This is a genomic window from Tenacibaculum xiamenense (assembly GCF_964513065.1).
GTDB classification, from domain to species: Bacteria; Bacteroidota; Bacteroidia; order Flavobacteriales; family Flavobacteriaceae; genus Polaribacter; species Polaribacter xiamenense.
In genome coordinates this window covers 213,910-231,559 of record NZ_CAZEQU010000042.1, presented here as the reverse complement: position 1 = coordinate 231,559, position 17,650 = coordinate 213,910, and the positions used below count along the sequence as shown (strand labels likewise).

Sequence of the window (17,650 nt, the reverse complement as noted above, 5' to 3'; positions counted from 1 at the left end):
CATTGTGGGGAGAGCAGGATTCGAACCTGCGAAGTCGAAAGACAACGGAGTTACAGTCCGTCCCATTTGGCCGCTCTGGAATCTCCCCATAATACAACAATATTTTAATGATCTTTTTTGAGCCGATAGAGGGACTCGAACCCACGACCTGCTGATTACAAATCAGCTGCTCTAGCCAGCTGAGCTATATCGGCTTTTACTGTATAAAAACAGTCCGCTATTTCTAACGGACTGCAAATGTAAAAGTATTTTTTAATTTTTGAAAACTTTTTTTAATTATTTTTTATAAAGCTATTGTTGCTCTAGATTTATCTTTCGACTTTTGGAGCTGTCTTTTTAGCGATTCCACACTTATACTCACTCCTTCTTCAAAGGTTTTACACTGTTTTTTTACCATTAATTCATTACCTGGTATATTTATTTTTACCTCGGTAATTTTATTTTCTTTTTCACTTGTCTTTTGAACTTTCAAATACACTTCGACATCAACAATCTTATCATGGAACTTTTCCAATCCTCCTACTTTTTTCTCAATGTAGTCTAACAACTTTTTGTCTGCTGCGAAGTTAACCGATTGTGTGAATACCTTCATAATCTTCCAATTTTTAGTTCAACTCCCTAGGGTGAGTTTTATTATACACTTGTTTTAATTCTTCCAAGCTACTATGCGTATAGACTTGGGTCGAGGCTAAACTTGAATGCCCTAGCAATTCTTTAACCGAATATAAAGACGCTCCCTTATTTAGTAGATGGGTAGCGAATGCATGCCTAAGGATATGTGGACTTTTTTTAACCTTAGTGGACACACCCCTAAAATACGAATTTATTATTCGATAGACAAGAGTTTCGTATAATTTAACACCCTTTTTAGTAAGTAACAGATAGTCATTATCTTCTAACTTCTCTAGCTCATTTTTCTTCTTCATATAACTTCTTATAGTATCCATTACAAAAGGTAACAGCACCACAAATCGTTCTTTATTTCTTTTCCCTAAAACCTTCAACAATTTTTCTTCAAAGTTTATATCACTTTCCTTTATATTAATCAACTCTGCTCGCCTAATTCCTGTGGAATACAGCAACTCAACAATCAATCTATTTCTGACACCTTCAAAATCATCCTTTACCTTTAATAACTCAATAACCTCATTCACTTCCTTTTCTGTAAATGGGACACTTATTTTCTTCTGTACTTTTAACGATTTATGTTTTGCTAAGGGATTTACATTTATTTCACCTATTTTCTGTAGGAAATTATAGAATGTCTTTAAAGAACTAATCTTTCTATTAACACTTCTGTTTACTAAACCTTGATCAACCAACATCACAATCCAACTTCTTATTTGATTATAATGAATCTCCTTTAGATTGTCCTGATCAAATTCACCTTCACAGTAATCAATAAAATCTGTTAAATCTCGACGATAAGCTGCCACTGTATGTTTGGAATACTTCTTTTCATATTCAAGGTACTCTAAAAATTTATCGATTAGATTTCTACTCATACTATAATAAAAGCATTTATTTCAAATTTAACTAAATATAAATCAACAAAAAACCCACATTAAAAAATGTGGGTTTATATCTTTGATTAGAAGTGTTTTTTATCCAACTTCTTCAGCTGTTCTTAATCTTTGAACGTAAGAAGCTTTAATCTTCTGAGCTCTTTTCGCTACTGAAGGCTTCGTAAACTGCTTTCTGCTACGCAATTGTCTCATTGTTTTCGTACGATCGAATTTACGCTTATAACGCTTTAACGCTCTATCGATATTCTCTCCTTCTTTTACTGGAATGATTAGCATATGTTGGCACCTCCTTTCATGTAGTCTCTTTATATTTTTATGTAACTGATAGTTAAGTCAATTACCTGTTATTTTTAATTTTTGGACTGCAAAGATACGGAGAGTTTTGAAATTAACAACTTTTTATTAATTTTATTTTGGAGCCCATACAGAATAGCTCTTTGGAGGCACTTGTATTTTCACCCATTTACCTCCTTGAGTTATTGGCTCCCAATTCGAATGACCTGTATAATCTTTAATCCTAGTATTGGACCAGTTCGTTTGTATCCAACGTTCTTGCCAATGATTAGCGTTATTTATGTATACAACTAATCCTGCGTTATTATGCCCATTTCTCCTTGCAACGTATTCATCATTATCTGTATATAAAATCGATGTATTACCACCCGCCAAATTATTGTGAATCCAGATTAAATTATTCAATCGTTCTTTACTTAACCATTCTTCATAATCACTGTAAAAAATAGTTGGATATCCTTCATGCGTTAAGATATAAGCATATGCTAGCATTTTCCCATTGTAAATTTCATCTGTATCATGATTGGCAACAAAAGTAACAGCCTTATTTGGGTTTCTTTTCCAAAGCATATCATCATTCAGTCTATTTAAATTATTTCCTTGAAAAGCATCTCTCATGCGATAATAACAAGCGAAATCGAAAGCACTAACTTCAGCCTGCCCCGACCACCAATCCAAGGTACCTGCATTACCATCCCAATACTCACCTACAGAAAAACCACCTACCTCATTTTTCCACTCTCTCACCACCCAAGGTTCAAAGCCTTTAACATAATCAAACCTCCAGCCGTCGAATCCCATGACATTTTTATAGTATTTTGCAACAGATTCTGGGTTTTTCCATAACTCATTCTGAACTCTAATTTGGCTATGTGACAAATCAGGAAAACCACCAAAAACCCCAGTATCATTATTATAGTTATAATTTGGGTGAAAATCATTAAAATCTCGTGTAAATCTTCCAGACATCGGCTCAAACTTAGTCCAGTTTGCTTGTCCATTAACTGGGTTTACCTCACTTTGCCCACCACTATTATGATTTAACACAATATCAGCTATCACGCTAAGATTTGAATTATGCGCTTCCGATATCAAAGATTTTAGTTCTTTTTCAGAACCAAAACGCGTTTCTATACTTCCCATTTGGTCATACTTCCCGAAATCAAAATAATCGAAAGGATCATATCCCATAGAGAAAGATCCATTCTGGGCTTTTGTAGCTGGAGGTAACCAAATAGCATCAATTCCAGCATTACTCCAATCTTGCACTTTCCCTTTAACAGTATTCCACCAATTCCCGCCAGCTGGAACATCCCAATAAAAAGCTTGCATCATTACACCTGTTCCAATAGGTTTCAATGAAGCTCTGGAACCATGTTCTGTTTTTGAATTAACATTTTGTAATTGTTGAATTTCTTGTTCACTTGAACAAGCTAAAAAGATTAATATTGGTAAAATAAACCAACATTTTTTCAGAAGGATTTTCATGATAATTTGTTTTAATTTTTTTCAAATTATGCATTGAAAACGATTTCACGAAATCGATATAGAAACGAAAACGATTTCGTGTTGAAAAGTTTTATACGATAAATGTATAACAACAAAAAGCCACTCTTAAATGAGTGGCTACTTAAAATTATGTTGCTGGTTTATATTCTTTCTTATCTATAACCATTTTTGCGATAATTTCTTTTAGAATCTCGGAAGTTCCTCCTCCAATAGGTCCTAATCGACTATCTCTTAATAATCTCGCCATTGGATAATCTTCCATGTAGCCATATCCTCCTAATAACTGTAAAGCATCATAAATAACTTCATCTGCCATTTTTGTTGACAACAATTTACTCATACTTGCTTCTTTTACGACATAATTACCATCATTAAGTCTTTTAGCTATTGAATAATTGTATTCCCTACACATATCAACTCTACTTGCCATTTCAGCAATCTTATGACGTAATGCCTGAAACTCGTTTAAATGCTTCCCAAATGCTTGGCGTTCGCTCATATATTGTATTGCGTAGTCAACTGCATATTCAGCTCTTGCGTGAGCATTAACTCCCATAATAAGTCGCTCTAAAGCAAAATGCTGCATAATGTAAGAAAATCCAGCTCCCTCAGTTCCCATAAGGTTCTCTTTAGGTATTACTACATTATCAAACGCTATTTCTCCAGTATCAGATGCTCTCCAACCCAATTTATCAAGCTTAGTTGCAGAAACTCCCTGCGCTTCTCTATCAATAACGAAAATACTTATTCCTTTATGTTTTTCATCTGGATTTGTTTTCGCAGCAACGATTAAATAGTCTGAATACACTCCATTAGTAATAAAGGTCTTTGAACCATTAATAACGTAGTTGTCTCCATCTTTCACTGCCGTAGTTCTCATTCCTGCAACATCACTTCCACCAAATGGTTCAGAAATACACAAACACCCAATTTTATCACCATCAATACTAGGAGTTAAATATTCTGTCTTAATTCTATCGTCGCCTTCCTCCTTTAAATGTGTCATTGCCAAATAAGCATGAGCCCACATATTTGCAGCGAAACCTCCTGAGTTTATTTTTTGTAATTCTTCCAGAAATATAACTGTATAGAATAGATCTAATCCTAATCCTCCATATTCTTCAGGTTGGTTTAACCCGAAATACCCCATTTCTCCAAATTTTTTCCAGATAAATCTTTCAACTGCACCTTCTTTCTCCCATTTATCAATATGAGGAACAACTTCCTTTTGCAAAAAGTCCTTAAAACTTTGACGAAAAGATTCATGCTCTTCGGTAAAGTACATACTATTCATTGATTCTTAAATTAGTTGTTGTTTATTTTGCTAACAAATATAAGACTATTCTATCGTATTTTTTTAAAGGAAAGTTTGTAATATTTTTCAATTCTTCAATATTCTGAATTTCTGCCACCTCTTCTTTATAGTCAAATATTTTCTTACATAAATCGTAATCAATATACGGTAGTTGAAGAACTTCTTTAAAACTAGCAGTATTAATATTTAACTTCTCAATTTTTGGCTTACTCAACACCTTAAAAAACTTTAATATTTCTTTAACATCGCTTTGGTTGATTCCCCATACTTCTGAAAGTTGAGAAGTATATGTAAATCCTTTAAGCTTTTTACGGTACTTAATAACCCTTTGAGCCAGTTTCTCATTTATATCTAGAACTTCTATTAATTCAAGCTCAGAAACCAAATTAATGTCTCTTATCTCATAGTTTTTGTTTTTATCTTGAGTAATGGAATACTTTGGACGAGTTTTCTTATTATCATTTATCTTTTCCTTTACCCAAGATGGAAACTTGAAATGTGGAGATATTAACATCAGCAAGCTATCAGAAACTCCCGTAACCTTTTGAAATTCTTCTTTTGAATTCACAAACTTATTTTTCTTTCTGAATTCATGTAATTTATCAATTTCAATAACTGACATTCCAAGTTGATACCCTTTATGATCAGATATATAATTAGGATTAAAAGGAAATATTTTGAGGTTGGGCTTCAACTCCTTTTGCTGCTTTAAACTATCTAGTTTCATTTCTAGTTTCAACACAGCTTCCTTATTACTTTCAGTCTCAACAGTTGTAAAATCAACATAAACGTATGCAAGTTGAAGAACAACTATGATTAACACCAAAAGAAAAGCCCCATTTCTTAATTGCTTATCAAATAAGAAATGGGGCTTTAAATTTTTCATTTTTACAGTCTATTTTAAGTCTTTATAACGCCAATTGCTTTTAAGTACCTCGCCAATTCTTCACGAACCTTAGGGAAAAGGAAGCATAATCCGATTACATTAGGAACGGCCATAGCAAAAATCATAGCATCCGAAAAATCAGTAACAGCTCCTAAACTTGCAGCAGAACCAATAATTACAAATAAACAGAATAAAACTTTATATACATAATCTGACACTTTTGAACGCCCAAACAAAAACATCCAACCTTGTAAACCATAATAAGACCAAGACAACATTGTTGAAAATGCAAATAAAACAACTGCCATAGTCAAAATATATGGAAACCAAGGTAATACTGACGCAAATGCTTTAGAGGTTGCCAATACTCCGTCAGGAGATTTTACACCATAAGTCATGATACCTCCATCTCCATTTGTAATAATAATTACTAAGGCTGTCATTGTACAAACTACAACAGTATCTATAAATGGTTCTAATAACGCCACTAAGCCCTCAGAAGCTGCATATTTTGTTTTCACTGCTGAGTGTGCTATTGCTGCTGAACCAACTCCAGCTTCATTTGAAAATGCGGCTCTTTGAAAGCCAACAATCAGTACTCCAAGTAAACCTCCAGATATCCCTTCAGCATTAAATGCTCCGTCAATAATTTGACCAAAAGCATTTCCTATCTGTGAGAAATTAGCTACTAAAATAATGATTGCAGCAACGAAATAAATCCCCACCATAAAAGGTACAATCTTTTCCGTAATGTTTCCGATTCTCTTAATACCTCCAATAATAACTATTGCAACTAAAACAGACATTACGATACCAAATATCAATGCTGTTGATAAATCATTTGATCCAATCATACTTCCAAACTGCTGAGCGGCTTGGTTAGCTTGGAACATATTTCCTCCTCCAAAAGATCCTCCTACAACCATGACTGCAAATATTACGGCTAACACTCTACCCAATCCGCTTTTACCAACATCGGCTAATCCTTTTCTAAGATAGTACATTGGACCTCCATAAATTGTACCATCTTCTCCAACATCACGGTATTTAACTCCCAAAGTACACTCTACGAATTTTGAAGACATTCCTAATAAACCGGCAACAATCATCCAAAACGTAGCCCCGGGACCACCTAAAGACAAGGCTACCGCCACCCCTGCAATATTACCTAATCCAACAGTTCCAGATAATGCTGCTGTTAACGCTTGAAAGTGGGTCACCTCTCCTTCATTACCTTCTACCCTAATAGTTTCAATAGCATCTCCTCCTGGCGTAGGATCTCCAGCTATCACCCCTGATGTGGCATGATCCACATCATCATACTTTCCTCTTACGATATTAATTGATGTTGGAAACAATCTAATATTTACAAATTTGAATATAACCGTAAATATTAAACCTGCAAGAAGTAACATTATAATTACCAATGGCATCTCTACTCCTTCTCCAAGTTTTACTGGATAAAAAACAATACTTCCCCAAGCATCTGCAACTGGTTTAAAACCTTCATTTATTTTTTCTGCTAGTCCTTTTTCTTGTGCGAATGTTAACATTGGAATTGTTAACATTAATAAAGACATCAGTTTTTTCCTCATAATATGTATGTATGTGATTAGTTTTTTAGATTTAGTGGATCGCAATATCTTAAAAAATTGAAGTTTCCCCAACTTTTCTTAGTTAAAAGTGTTTTTTTAAGTTATAATTTGTTTAAAATTTTGAAGATCTTCTTTAAATTTTCTAAGCTCAATTCCTAGGTCTTTTTTTGTTTTACTCAAGTCAAATCCCGTTTTTTCAGGACGTTGCGCTTTTTGATTTAGTTCTTTTGATGATATTGGTGATATTAGCTCCTTATTTAAATTGAATTTTTCTGCTATTTGAAGAGCAATATCATATACAGTTAAAAGTTCTGTAGAAGAAACATTATAAATTCCATATTTCCCTTTATCAATAGCTGCCTTGCAGGCTTCTGCTAAAGTAGTTACATAGGTAGGCATTCGGTATTGATCATTAACTACATTAATGGACTTCCCTTTTTCAAGCGATTCCTTTACCCATAACACAATATTACTTCTTGACATATCATAAACTTTCCCGAATACTAATATGGTACGTAAAATAGTATAGTCAATAGAGGAGTTTACTAGCTCTCTTTCTGCTTTTAGTTTTGACAATCCGTAATAACTAATTGGATTGGGTTCATCTGTTTCTTTATAACATCCTTTTTTCCCATCAAAGATAAAATCTGTAGAAAGATGAATGATATGAGCCTTGTGCTCTTCAGAGTATTTAATTAAATTTTTAACAAGATCTACATTTAAGGTATCACACTCCTCTTTTTTGTCTTCGCACTGATCAACCTGCGTCATCGCCGCAGTATTTATAATAACATCAGGGTTTTCTTTATTTAACTCTCTTAGCAGAACATTTTTATTAGTAAGGTCCATAGAAACATATCTAAAATCTTCTCTTCCGCTTCTATTTTTTCCTCTAGAAAAACCAACAACTTCGTACTTATCTTTTTCTTCTAGCAATAAAGCCAGTAAACTCTGACCTAATAATCCGTTACTTCCTGTAACAATAATTTTCTTCATTCAATAATAAAATTTGAATTCTCCGTCTTAAAATAATTCTCTTAATTTGTTAATCTGTTCTGGACGCCCAAGAACAATAAGGTTTGAATCTGCAATTAATTTCACGGACACATCAGGGTTGATTGTATACTCTTTTTCAGGAGATCTATACCCTATCACAGTGCACCCTGTTTTCTTTCTTAGATCTAAATCTAAAATTGTTTTCCCTAGATATTCAGTCGGCAATTCATTTACATCAACCTCTTCCAAGTTTGCCGTGGTATCACCTTCAATAGTTAATCTATCTACAAACTCAATTACATCCGGGGTAACAACCAACAAAGCCATATGAGCTCCACCTAATTTATCAGGCATGATAACATTATCGGCTCCAGCTATTTTTAGCTTACTATAGGAACTCTCTTTAGAAGCTCTACTAATAATTTTACAGTTTTTATTTAACTGCCTTGCAGATAATACAACAAATAAATTATCGGCATCAGAAGGCAATACCGTTACCAAATTACTGGCTCTCATTATTCCTGCCTTTATCAAGGTTTCATCCGTTGTTGCATTTCCTTCTACATTTAGAATCCCTTTCTCATCTAATTCTTCAATAAGATCTTTGCTTCTTTCAATCATTACTACCTCTTTTTTGTAGCTTCTCAATTTAGATACCGCTTGTCTTCCGTTTCTACCAAAACCACAAACAATTGTATGCCCTTGAAGTTCTTCTATTTTTTTTTGCACTTTTTTTACTTTTAATTGATGAAAAAATTGACCACTAATTAAATACTCAGAAAACGATGATACCGCATAACCAAATATAAATAAGCTCGATAGTATTAGACCAACTGTAAAGATTTTCTCTTCTGCCCCAAAGGGATGAACTTCTCCAAACCCGATTGTCGTAACGGTAATAACCGTCATATATAATGCATCTATGAAAGAATAGTCAAAAAGTAACGCATATCCTCCTATTCCAATACTAAAAATTAGAACTGAAAAAAAGATTGCTTTATATAAACGAGATTTGAAAATTGAATTTATCATAAATCAAAAACTGAAGATCGTTTTGTGTAGATCATATCTTTTAAACGCAAGAGAAAAGCCAAGGTTAAATATAGCCCAAAGGAAAGACCTACTGTTACAAATGATATGTAAATAAAAAACAACCTTACATTAACAGCTCTCATACCTAACCTATCTGCCAATCGAGCGGATACATAAAAGCCGTTTCGTTCGAAAAAATATCTTACTGAATGAATAAACGTCATTTTTTTGTTTTCAATTTAAACAATATAAGCGATAAAGATATTACAATTACAGAAATTAGTAATGTTTTAAATAATAAATTCCCTGATTGTGTTACATTCTCTATAGCCCCATAGTACACAAATGCTCCCCAGTAATATGGTGATTTTTTATGATTAGTTATGCTTTTATCATTCAAGTAACTCAACTTAGCTTCTTTATTAGCTAGGCTAATTGTCCTTCCTTTTTTTATAGCTTTATAAAAATTTGACATTAATTCAGAAGTAGATTTATCATTTACTTTCCATAATGAAAAGATTAAATTATCTACTCCAGTATAATTAAATGCTCTGGCAATACTAAAGGCTCCTTCACCTCTTTCGACTCTCCCTACTCCAGTTTCACAAGCACTTAAAACCGCCAAATCTAAATTAAGATTTAACAAATTCAATTGACTTATTGGAACACTTCTATCATAAAACTCGATAGTAGCCTCTTTAACAAAATTTCCTGCATGAGCGTGAGTCGATAAATGAAGTATTGATGCCTGATTTATATTTTTTAGAACTTCTTTAAGAGTTGCTTTCTCATGTTTCAAGATAATCGGTGAAAAATTATCGTTGATGGCCTCAGCTTCTTTTAATGTATGTTCCAATTCTTTATTCGTTCCTTCAAATACTGGAAAAACACCTATAATCTTTTTTCCTTTTGTTTGTTTTCTCCCTTCCAAAACAAAAGACGTCTTCAAATTATAAGTAATAATATGTTCCTTAAATAGAAACGGCATATTTTCATAGTAGTTGGTTGTTGTTTTCTCAACTAATAAAGTTTCAAATGGAAGAAAACATAATAACCCATCAGGAATAATTACCAACTTTTTATAAGAACCTACTACATCAAGTTTCAATACCTCATATAAACTATGCGATAAATTAGTAAAAGATTCAATATCATTGTTAATCTCAAATGCGTTATCGAAAAGTTGGATAAACTTAACAATCTCTTGAATGTTTTCTTTAGCATTTTCTATGGTGTTTACTATAATCTCTTCTTTAGTAATTACAAATTGATAAATATTTCTTTTTCCAACAAAATACTCAACTAAAGCTTCGTTCTTCGATAATTTCTGGCGTAAAACTTCAAGATTAACATCTTCGTCTTGGTTTTTATACTTTTCTTTAATTTTAGTTTTCACCTTTTTTAAACTAACACTAATCTGGTGCAAATCTCTAATTAATGTGCTATTTCCAAAACCATTGATTTGATTAACTTCCTTTGCGTATAAGTTGGTAAGGTACTCTTGTTTTTTAAGTAATTGTTGTTCTTCTATCAAAAGACTATCTGAAGTATGTTTTTTTAAAAGCTTATTTCTTAGTTTTTGAGTTTCTAAAATTTCTGACTTCCCTTTTTCAGCATAAAAAAAAGCCTGTTCTAAATAACTGATTTTCGAAGTTTCTTTATGGAGTCTTAATAAGACATCAATACTCTTTTCAGCTCTATTTCTTTTTGCATATTGATGAATTATTTTACTTTCATTTGAAGTTATGTTAGATTCAAGCAATTTAGCTACATAAAAACTGCAATTATAATTTCTCAAAACAAGCTGTGGGTCTTCTTCAAGAACAGCATATAAATCAAAAATATCAATAAACAGTGCCTCAGGAAACAAAACCTCCTCTTTTATTTCTTCATAATTTCTTGGTTTAATCAGTAAGCCTTGTAAAGCATCATTGAGGTTTCTCTTAGATTTTTCTATTTTTCCCAGCAAATAATTAAGTTGAGCTTCTTCAAAAAACAACTTCGCCCTAGTCCTTTTACCAATCCCCTCTTTAAGTTTATGTCTTTTAAATAAGGTAAAATATTCCTTTGCTTTACTATAATTCTTTTCTTGAAGTGCTATTTGATAATTTAAATATGTTTTATCAACACTTCTCAAGACTACTTCTTCCTCTTTTCTCTTTTCAACAGATGGCGTCGACTTCTGTGTACTTAATAAGCTTTGAGCTTTAATAAACTGTAATTTTGCTATTTGAGTTTTTGTTAAATTCGGAGTAGTTAATGTTTTATTTACCAAAGAAATTACACTCTGGTGCTTTTTGATGCTTTGGTAAAGTCTACACAAATTTACAATTCCAGAAACCTCTTGTTTTTTCCTTCCTGATGAATTTGCCAGAAAAACATATTGCTTTATTATATTTTCGGCATTTGTATAATCATTAAGTTTTATATAAAGGTTTCCCAATGGTTTTAAACAATACTCTATAATATCATAATCTGATAATCCATGTTTAGAAAAACCTAACCAAGCTTTTTCATACGCAGAAATAGCCAACTTCATTTGATCAGATTCTTTTAAATAAAAAGCCAAATTGCATTGAAGTATTACTAAAGCCAATTTTTCAGAAGAGATTTTGACTTCTTTACTGAATTTTTCTTCTTGACTTAATAGAGTTTCCAGTGCATTTACATTTTTCCTAGCCACAAATTCATCAATAGCATCATAAATACGCTCTTCAAGGTTTTGCCCTATTAATGTTGCTGTTGAAAATATAAAAAGAAAAAGCAATTTTGTTTTCAAATGATTCTGTTTTCGTTCTAGTTAATTCCTTAAAATTTCCAAATAGCATAAAACTGCCAATGGTTATAGCTTGAATTAAAATCCATTACATATCTTGCTCCTAGGCTAGGTCCAATTCTTGAAAAACCGCCAGTAACTTCAAACAATGCGGCTTTTCTAAAATTCACAAAAGATCCCTCTAGAGTATTATTTTCACTAAAACTACTTATTAATCTTGTTTCTTGCGGAGTTCTTTGAAAGCCTTCAATTAGTACCGTCCTATTCTCTTTTTCATTCAAACTAATAGTTCCTTGCATTCCTGCTCCCAAGCCGATATAATTATTAACATTATACCTTACTAATATTGGTAACGTCCAATCGATATTACTATAATCAAATGAAGTAGTTACTCTTTTTATATCTTCAACATCTGGCGATATTGTAACAATATCTTCGGTAACGGTAGTATTTCCTTTAAACGAATGAAAACTATTAAGCAGTTCTACTTGCCAATACCATCGAAAGGATTTATATGGTGACACTGTTATTCCGAAGAAATAATCCTTTGAGTTGTTAAGTTTTGAAAAATGATTATATCCGACCTTTACTCCTATAGAAATACCAGGCAGAAACCTCGTGGTTGATCTATTTGTTAGAATAGGCTCATTTTTATCAAAATAAATAGCCGTTCTACTTGTTGTTTTTTTCTTGTGAAAGTCTTTTCCAAATCGAATACTATACTTTACAAACCCTTTTGTAGAATCTCTTTCTCTCACACCTTTTTGATTACTCCCAGGTAAATAAATATTTTTAAAAGTAAAAATTGCCTTCTCTTTTGTATATGTTGTATCCAAACAACTATAGCTAACCTTTTCTTTTGGACAAATATCACATTTCGGGTACATATCTAGCACCTTTAATGTTTTTTTATCTAGCATTTCTGGAATATCAGTCTCTAAGCGAATTGTATTCGCTGGCCCTTCTCCATTATTTTGAAAGCGAATTTTGTATTTAAGATTTTTATATCGAACCAACCTATAATTTAAGAATGTTCCATTTGAAGACATGTTATTTGGATCATGAGAAGTAACAATCTCCATTTCCATCTCTTTAATTTTATGATTTTTAAAATTCCCATCAGGTACGTATACGCCTCTCACTGAAATTATAGCGCTTGTATCTTTTAACATCTCTGGAGTAGATTTCATAGTAAAAAAGATATTTCTTTGCTCAGATGGATTCATATTATTGAACTTAAAAACATTCCAATTTTTATACAATTTCTTAGAATCATTTATAGTCTTCTCTAAATTCACAAGAGTTGAATCTTGAACTAGTTGTGGAGATTCTATCAAATCACTAGAAGTGGAAGCATATAAAATTTCTTCTTTTTTAAGTTCTTTAGAAAACGAAATCGCTTCAATATCCGAAGCAACCTCTTCACCATAATGTACTCGAACGTCTTTTAACTCAAAGTTATCTGCATTATATTTCCTTTCATTGAAAAACAAGAACAATTGTCCGTCGCTAACATAATTTTTATCATTCTTATAACTCATAACCATCACCATTTCCTCATTTGGAATGGGATCTCTATTCTTTTGTAATATAAAATCACCCTCCAAAGAAGCCTCATCTACAGCTGGGTTTTGTACTTTTTTAACTGAAACCTTTTGAGGCCGAGTGGCAGGTGCTTTACCTGTGTCATAATGATTAGTTACCCAAAGTTTTACTTCATAATCGCCTTTCTTTTTATAGATATGATTCGGCTCTTTTTCTTTACTATAATTACCATCTCCAAACTCCCAGAAGTATGTATAAAATGCTTTGGGTGCTCCAGCAATCTGATTTAAAGGAGGAACTTCAGGACTTAATCTTAGTTCATTTCCCAAAATATCATACTTTATTACGGCCTTTCTCTGTATCGTATCTTTTATGACATTCTCCTGAGCTAAAAGACTACTACCAAACAAAATTATAAAAGCAAATAAAACACAGTTCTTCATAACTTCCCCAATTAATTAATTATCTACAAGATTCTTACTATAAATATAGGCAAAGCATTCTAACCATTGAAAAACAGTTAGAATGCACCTTTTAAATCCCCCCAGATTTAAAACATAAAAACCAAACTAGTTATTAGCATTACTTTCAATTCCGAAATAATAATCTGCCTCTTTCGTGTCAGTTAAAATTTCACCAGTAATACTATTTATTTCTTGATAAATTGTATTATTATTTCCTTGTATATAAGTTAACCTGTATAGCGACTCATCACAACTCAATGTAGTGCTATAAAAATGGCTCATAATTGATTCTTTATGATGAACATCATCCGTTAAGCTAAATGAGGTTGAGAAACTACCATCTAGATTAACTTTTACCAAGTTAATGACGTCTGCTGTTTGCTCTAATCTAATTGCGAAAAGATGATCTCCTGAAGAATTATATTCCAAACCATAAAACAAATTTGTAGTACTAAATAACGCTTCAATTTCTACGAAATCAGATACTCCTGTCACAATATTTATTGTTATAAGAGTCCTATTTATCATTATATAAACCTCATCAACATTATTGGTAGTCATGGAAATTGATTGGGCTCCAGTTGCCCCAATATTAAATCCTGTTAAAATTTCGGTTTCAATATTACCTGAATCTACATCCACCTTAACTAGTTTCACAAATCCATCTGCATCAATTTCAATAATATAATTGGAAATAGCAGCAGACACATATACGAGATGACTATATTTAGAAGTTGAATCATACCCTAGTAAAGGGACCATTTCCGCAGGAGAATCATTAGTTACATTCACAAAAACATAATTAGGTGAATTAAAGAAATGATAGCTTTCTAGATCGTAATTATATGTTGAAGCATTTGAATACATAATAGAACTTTCAACAGAAGGAAAAATTTCTTCTGAAACTCCTAAATCTGCATTTTTGTTTAATGGAGAAAGACCTCCCCAAGGATCATAAGTATTCAATCCAAAAAAATGTTCGTTTTCACATGGATCGATATCTCCATCGAAATCAGTATCGACCTCTGAATCGCAACCGACTAATGTTAGACCGATAAATACTATTAAAAGTACAATGGCTTTAAATAAGTTTTTGTGTACGATTTTAACTTTACGTTTTATATATTTATAGTTTACAACTTTCATTTGTCTGTTTTTAATTGTTTTCAACTGTAAAATGTAATCTTGGATGTTTGAAACAATCATTTAACTATATGTTTAATAATTATCTTAAACATGTCGATTTCATCATTTCATTTTTTTATTCAGATAATTCCTAAGGGGTATTTCATTCTAATTCAATCCTTCCAACACACTAATAATTTCATCTGTAGAAACTGGGTTAAAATTCATAACGAACTCCTCATCAACAGCAATTGTTTTATCTTCTTTTGCTAGGTATTGTTGATTATCTTTTATAGTGATTCCTATAAAAGTTATTTCCAATCCAACGGGCAATGAATTGGTATAGCTAACTACCCCGCTAGCATACTCAGTTGTGAGTTTAACAACTGCCGGTAGGTTATTTTCTTTAAAAACTGCATAAACAACCGTTTCGTCTAAATTCGGGCTATCGGTAAGATTCACATGGTTTGTTGTTTTTTGACCTGGATATGCATAGAACTTATCACAGTTTGTCCAACCTATTTGAAAAACATCATATATATAAGAGCCTGGTGCTACATAATTCATTCCAAAACCACCTGCCTGATCTCTTTCAGAAGCAATATTCCAAACTAAATTACCATCATTATCAAATGTTCCATTAAATGGTCTCATTTCTGGATCTGCTCCTCCTGCCGAAGGTACTTTAACACTATAACTTTTCCCTGGAATCAAGGATAGAGTTTCTCCGTTTTGTTCAGCTAAAACAGCCGTTTCTCCCTCAGATAATAGAAATGTCTCTCCTCCAAAAATATCTAAAGCATTTGTTGGTTTGTCTGATAAAATCATATCACTCGCCTTAAATATTTCTTTTACTTTTATATCAATAGGTCCACTAACAATGGTTCCATCATCTTTCTTAAAAGCATTCTCTGGAAACGTTATTTCAGTTCCTTGCTCTCCTGTAATAGTTCCTCCTAAATCCGCTTGAACAGTAAACTCTTGAGTTTTAACACCATTCTCCATAAAAAACTCTGCAATAGAGTTATACGACACCTTGTCTGATTCGATTTCTTGTAAATTGTCTTCTGAACAACTAACAAGTGTAATTACTAACAGTAAAAATAATTTTGTCATTTTTTTTAAAGTTCCCATAACTTTTATGTTTTAATGTTATTTACTGCTATATAACCTCAGGTAAAATTTTGTTACCCCTTTTTTATTAAATTAGCAAAAATGTGAAGCTTGTATGTCTAAAAATCAGATACACGAAGACCAAAAATATATTGATGGTTTGGCGCAAAACAATTCGTTTATTATTAAAATGATTTATGAGAAGTTTGCTCCGAAAGTAATTCATTTTATTATAAGAAATAATGGAAATCAAATAAATGCTGAGGATGTTATCCAAGAAGTTTTAATAACCATTTACAAACAAGCTACTCATAACGAACTTCGATTAACCTGTCCTTTCGATGCTTATTTTTTCCTGTTATGTAAGCGAAAATGGCTAAATGAGCTTAAAAAAAAATCGAACAAAAGGGTAACAATTCAAAATGAAGATTTATTTAAAGGTGAAGAGATTGAAGATTTAATTTTTGAAACTTCCATTTTTGAACAGAAGCAAACTTTGTTTAATGCTATGTTCGATAAACTTGGCAAAGCTTGTAAAGATTTACTAAATACAAGTTTTAAGCTAAAATCAATGGAAGTAGTTGCTTCTACTTTAAACATATCGTATGCGTATGCGAGAAAAAAGAAATCGCAATGCATCGGAAAATTAACCAAATTAATCAAGGAGTCTTCTTCTTATCATCAAATAAAGAATAATTTATAATGGAGGATCAATATTTACTTTTCGACAAATATTTAAATGATGAATTATCGGAAGAAGAACTAACTTCATTTAACGAAAAAGTCTCTTCAGATATTGAATTTGAGAAAGAATTTCTTCTATATAAAGAAACTCATAATTTCTTAAAAAACACAATAGAAAAAGAAGATGAATTAGCTTCTTTTAAAAAGAACCTCAATAAAGCATCCAATAGCTATTTCAGTAAACCACACTCCACAAAAAAAGGAGTCATTTTTACTTTTGCGAAATATGCTGCCGTTCTCTTCACAATCATCTTTGCTATATATATGTACCAAACATCTATGGAAGATCCAAGCTATGATAGTTTTGTTACTTATCGCTCAATAGATATTACAGTTAGAAATAGTGAAAATGAATTGGCAACTAAAGCTGAAAATAGTTTTAACCATAAAGATTTTAAAAGTGCATCGAAATATCTTTATGAATTGATTCAACTTGATGAAAATAATACTGAATTTAAGCTTTATTATGGATTCTCATTAATTGAGCTCAATGAGTTTCAAAAAGCTGATAATATTCTTTCAAGTATTTCCGAAAGAAACTCAGCATATAAAAATACCGCTATCTGGTATCTTTCTTTGAGTAAATTAAAACAGAAGGACTATCAATCTTGTAAGAATATTTTATCAAAAATTGATAAAAACAGCCCGGAATTTGATTTGGCTAAACCACTAATTTCAAAACTAAAATAATCTTGATTTTTATGTATAACTAGCTAGTTAAAAATACATA

16 protein-coding genes and 2 tRNA genes are annotated in these 17,650 nt (G+C 32.0%); 2 read left to right on the top strand and 16 right to left on the bottom strand.

Going from position 1 to position 17,650, the window contains the following annotated elements; translation table 11 throughout:
- Positions 1–5: 5 nt before the first annotated feature.
- The 16 genes from ACKTTV_RS20570 to ACKTTV_RS20495 all read right to left on the bottom strand — a co-directional run bounded on the left by ACKTTV_RS20570 (position 6) and on the right by ACKTTV_RS20495 (position 16,179).
- Positions 6–88 (bottom strand) — tRNA-Tyr (locus ACKTTV_RS20570).
- A 32-nt stretch (positions 89–120) separates the two neighbouring features.
- A tRNA-Thr gene (locus tag ACKTTV_RS20565) sits at positions 121–194 on the bottom strand.
- Between the two features lie 89 nt (positions 195–283).
- Entirely contained in the window at positions 284–592 is a 309-nt protein-coding gene (hpf, locus tag ACKTTV_RS20560; protein WP_408032768.1) for a ribosome hibernation-promoting factor, HPF/YfiA family, read from the bottom strand.
- A 13-nt stretch (positions 593–605) separates the two neighbouring features.
- The gene (locus ACKTTV_RS20555) at positions 606–1,505 is read right to left on the bottom strand and encodes a tyrosine-type recombinase/integrase (RefSeq protein ID WP_408032767.1); all 900 of its coding nucleotides are present in this window, start codon (positions 1,503–1,505) and stop codon (positions 606–608) included.
- Positions 1,506–1,604: 99 nt separating this feature from the next.
- A complete protein-coding gene (gene rpsU, locus ACKTTV_RS20550; protein WP_408032766.1) occupies positions 1,605–1,802 on the bottom strand; it encodes a 30S ribosomal protein S21 in 198 nt (65 codons plus the stop codon).
- Positions 1,803–1,934: 132 nt separating this feature from the next.
- Positions 1,935–3,308, bottom strand: a complete 1,374-nt coding sequence (locus tag ACKTTV_RS20545) for an alpha-amylase (RefSeq protein ID WP_408032765.1) — start codon at positions 3,306–3,308, stop codon at positions 1,935–1,937.
- Positions 3,309–3,456: 148 nt separating this feature from the next.
- Positions 3,457–4,623, bottom strand: a complete 1,167-nt coding sequence (locus ACKTTV_RS20540; RefSeq protein ID WP_408032764.1) for an acyl-CoA dehydrogenase family protein — start codon at positions 4,621–4,623, stop codon at positions 3,457–3,459.
- A gap of 22 nt (positions 4,624–4,645) precedes the next feature.
- Positions 4,646–5,530 carry a ComEA family DNA-binding protein gene (locus ACKTTV_RS20535; RefSeq protein ID WP_408032763.1) on the bottom strand — a complete coding sequence of 295 codons (885 nt, stop codon included), beginning with the start codon at positions 5,528–5,530 and terminating at the stop codon, positions 4,646–4,648.
- A 14-nt stretch (positions 5,531–5,544) separates the two neighbouring features.
- Entirely contained in the window at positions 5,545–7,125 is a 1,581-nt protein-coding gene (locus ACKTTV_RS20530) for an alanine/glycine:cation symporter family protein (protein WP_408032762.1), read from the bottom strand.
- Between the two features lie 96 nt (positions 7,126–7,221).
- Positions 7,222–8,121 carry an SDR family oxidoreductase gene (locus tag ACKTTV_RS20525; protein WP_408032761.1) on the bottom strand — a complete coding sequence of 300 codons (900 nt, stop codon included), beginning with the start codon at positions 8,119–8,121 and terminating at the stop codon, positions 7,222–7,224.
- 27 nt (positions 8,122–8,148) lie between these two features.
- Entirely contained in the window at positions 8,149–9,153 is a 1,005-nt protein-coding gene (locus ACKTTV_RS20520; RefSeq protein WP_408032760.1) for a potassium channel family protein, read from the bottom strand.
- Positions 9,150–9,377: a PspC domain-containing protein gene (locus ACKTTV_RS20515; protein WP_408032759.1), complete on the bottom strand. Its 228-nt coding sequence runs from the start codon at positions 9,375–9,377 to the stop codon at positions 9,150–9,152. Before ACKTTV_RS20515 ends, ACKTTV_RS20520 begins: the two co-directional genes overlap by 4 nt.
- The gene (locus tag ACKTTV_RS20510) at positions 9,374–11,932 is read right to left on the bottom strand and encodes a CHAT domain-containing protein (protein ID WP_408032758.1); all 2,559 of its coding nucleotides are present in this window, start codon (positions 11,930–11,932) and stop codon (positions 9,374–9,376) included. Before ACKTTV_RS20510 ends, ACKTTV_RS20515 begins: the two co-directional genes overlap by 4 nt.
- 29 nt (positions 11,933–11,961) lie before the next feature.
- Complete coding sequence (locus ACKTTV_RS20505) at positions 11,962–13,917, bottom strand: PKD domain-containing protein (RefSeq protein ID WP_408032757.1); 1,956 nt, start codon at positions 13,915–13,917, stop codon at positions 11,962–11,964.
- 126 nt (positions 13,918–14,043) lie between these two features.
- Positions 14,044–15,144, bottom strand: coding sequence for a hypothetical protein (locus tag ACKTTV_RS20500; protein ID WP_408032756.1), 1,101 nt, complete (start codon positions 15,142–15,144; stop codon positions 14,044–14,046).
- Positions 15,145–15,231: 87 nt separating this feature from the next.
- On the bottom strand, positions 15,232–16,179 hold the full coding sequence (locus ACKTTV_RS20495) for a hypothetical protein (RefSeq protein ID WP_408032755.1): 948 nt from the start codon (positions 16,177–16,179) through the stop codon (positions 15,232–15,234).
- A 112-nt stretch (positions 16,180–16,291) separates the two neighbouring features.
- Here ACKTTV_RS20495 and ACKTTV_RS20490 point away from each other — a divergent pair, with 112 nt between their 5' ends.
- Positions 16,292–16,879, top strand: coding sequence for an RNA polymerase sigma factor (locus ACKTTV_RS20490; RefSeq protein WP_408032754.1), 588 nt, complete (start codon positions 16,292–16,294; stop codon positions 16,877–16,879).
- A complete protein-coding gene (locus tag ACKTTV_RS20485; RefSeq protein ID WP_408032753.1) occupies positions 16,879–17,610 on the top strand; it encodes a tetratricopeptide repeat protein in 732 nt (243 codons plus the stop codon). The genes ACKTTV_RS20490 and ACKTTV_RS20485 overlap by 1 nt, the downstream gene beginning before the upstream one ends.
- Positions 17,611–17,650 lie beyond the last annotated feature (40 nt).